This window comes from Roseicyclus sp., assembly GCF_052168335.1.
Classification (GTDB): Bacteria; Pseudomonadota; Alphaproteobacteria; order Rhodobacterales; family Rhodobacteraceae; genus Roseibacterium.
The window spans coordinates 1-2,231 of record NZ_JBQLZP010000332.1 but is presented as its reverse complement, the minus strand read 5'-3'; the positions used below and the strand labels follow the sequence as shown (position 1 = coordinate 2,231).

2 protein-coding genes are annotated in these 2,231 nt (G+C 69.5%); both read right to left on the bottom strand.

The window, feature by feature from the left end; translation table 11 throughout:
• On the bottom strand, positions 1-1,228 hold a 1,228-nt coding region (locus ACTS11_RS10200), incomplete at its 3' end, for a toxic anion resistance protein (protein WP_442640207.1).
• A 5-nt stretch (positions 1,229-1,233) separates the two neighbouring features.
• Positions 1,234-2,151 carry a 5-bromo-4-chloroindolyl phosphate hydrolysis family protein gene (locus ACTS11_RS10195; protein WP_442640206.1) on the bottom strand — a complete coding sequence of 306 codons (918 nt, stop codon included), beginning with the start codon at positions 2,149-2,151 and terminating at the stop codon, positions 1,234-1,236.
• Positions 2,152-2,231 lie beyond the last annotated feature (80 nt).

The window sequence follows — 2,231 nt, the reverse complement described above, 5'->3', positions numbered from 1 at the left end:
GCCAGGCCAGCGTGGGCCGGGTCGGGCGTTGGCCGGGGCAGGTGTTGGGGGGCGGCGGCGGCGCGTCCGACGCGACCGGGCGCCGGGCGGAGGCCGCCGCGAGCGTGTCGCGCAGCTCGGCCTCCATCTTCACCATCTCCGCCTCGGCCTCGGCGCGGCGGCGCTTGCCCTCGTCGGCGATCTGGAGGCTCTCCTCGATCGTCGCGATGAGTTCGGCATTGGCCTTCTTCACGGCCTCGATGTCGAAGACGCCGCGCTCCATCTCCTCGCGGACCATGCGGTTCGATTCCCGCAGGTTCTCGGCGTTGCGGGTCAGCAGTTCGTTGGTCAGGTCCGTCGCCTCGCGCACCGCCTTCGCGGCCTCGGTCGAGCGCTGGATCGTCACCGCCTGCGCGAGCTGGGTCTCCCACAGCGGCACCGTGTTCACCAGTGTCGAGTTGATCTTCGTCACCAGCGACTTGTCGTTCTCCTGCACCAGCCGGATCGAGGGCAGCGACTGCATCGTGACCTGCCGCGTGAGCTTGAGGTCGTGGACGCGGCGCTCGAGGTCGTCGCGGGCGGCGCGCAGGTCGCGCAGCTCCTGCGCCTTGATGACCTGCCCGTCCTGCGGCGCGGCCTGAACCTCGGCCTCCTTGGCGGGAATGGTCTGCGTGTCGAGCTCCGCGAGCTTGGCCTCGCCCGCCGCGATGTAGAGCGCGAGCTCGTCGTAGAAGGCGAGCGTCTTCTCGTAGAGCAGGTCGAGCGACTTGATGTCCTTCATCAGGACGTGCTCGTGGTGCAGGAGGTTGTCGGTGATGCGGTCGATCTGCTCCTGCACCTCCTCGTATTTCGCCATGAAGTCATGCAGCGGCTTGGCCTTGCCGAAGAGGCGCTCCCACCAGCTCTGCTTGCGGCCGGGGTCGAGCTCGTCCACCGAGAAGCCGCGGATCGTGCCGACGATCTCGCGCAGGCTATCGCCCGCGGGGCCCACGTCCTTGTTCTTCACGCCCTGGAGCATGGCCTGCGAGATCTGCTGCAATTCCGCCTGCGCGGCCGAGCCGAAGGAGACGATGGAATTGGTGTCGCCCATGTCGATCTCGGCCATGCGGCGGCCGATCTCCTCGGCGGTCGGCGCGTCGGCCGCGGGAAGGGGCACGAGGTCTGCCGAAGGCTCGGGCAGCACGACGGCGTTCAGCTCGTCGACCAGTCGGGCGGCCTCCTCGGCCTGTTGGCGGATTTGCGTGCTCATTGTCTTCATCCCTCTATACGCAGGTTCTCGCGGTTCAGCCGCTCTCTCAGCACCTCGATCTCGATGTCGAGGTTGGACCGGTCGTCGGTCAGCATCGCGCGCGTGCGCTTTGCGAAATTGGTCTCGAGATCGTCGAGGAAGGCCATGTAGTCGCCCCGCACCTGCGGGTCGCGGTTGCGCGCGTAGAGGTCGGCGAACTGCACCGTCGCGTCGCGCGCGCCCTGGAGGTAGACGCCGAGATAGCGGCGGGCGGAGGTCAGGTCGCGCGGATCGGCCTCGACCTGCCGGAACATCTGGCGCACCGTGTCCTCGAAGGCCTCGACGCGGGCCTCGATCTGGCGGTCGCGGGCGCGGCGGATGGCGTCGGTCATCTCGGTCAGGACCTTCTCGGCCTCCTCGATCTTGCGCGCGATGCGGTCGGTCTGCACCCGGTCCACGCCCTCCAGCCTCTTGTCCTTCATCGGGTCGAGGCCGAAGGAGGCGAGGTGCAGCGCCGCGGCCACGGCGCCCATCAGGATGCCGGCCGCCGCGTTCCAGTTCCCGCCCCAGACGAGGAGGCCCACGCCGATCCCGGTCGAGACCGCGCCGAAGAGCTTGCGCGGGATCGCCGGGCGGCGCGCGACCTTGCGCTCGTCGAAGGCGTCCTCGGCGCGCACCCCGTCCCGCGTCAGCCAGGCCCCGAGGAAGAGGGCGGCCACGCCCGCGAGGTCGACCGCCATGGCCGAGGCCTCGGCGTTGGTGAACGCGGCCGCCAGCGCGATGAGCGGCAGGAAGAAGAGCAGGTTGATCTTCGCGCCGTGGCGCATCGGCTTGCGGCCGCGGAAGCTCGGCACCTCGAGCCGTTCGGCCGTGACGCTCTCGCGCGGGCGCGCCGGGTCGCGGCGGCCTGTCGGGCTGAATTCTCCGCCATAGCGCTTGGACATGGTCAGAGCACCCCGAACCCGCCGAACGCGGCCATGACGATGACGACGCTCAGCGCGAAGAACGCCACACCCTGAAGGAA

What these genes read in the sequence shown, in the direction of transcription:
- ACTS11_RS10195 (WP_442640206.1), bottom strand. Translation starts at nt 2,151, where the DNA reads ATGTCCAAGCGCTATGGCGGAGAATTCAGCCCGACAGGCCGCCGCGAC.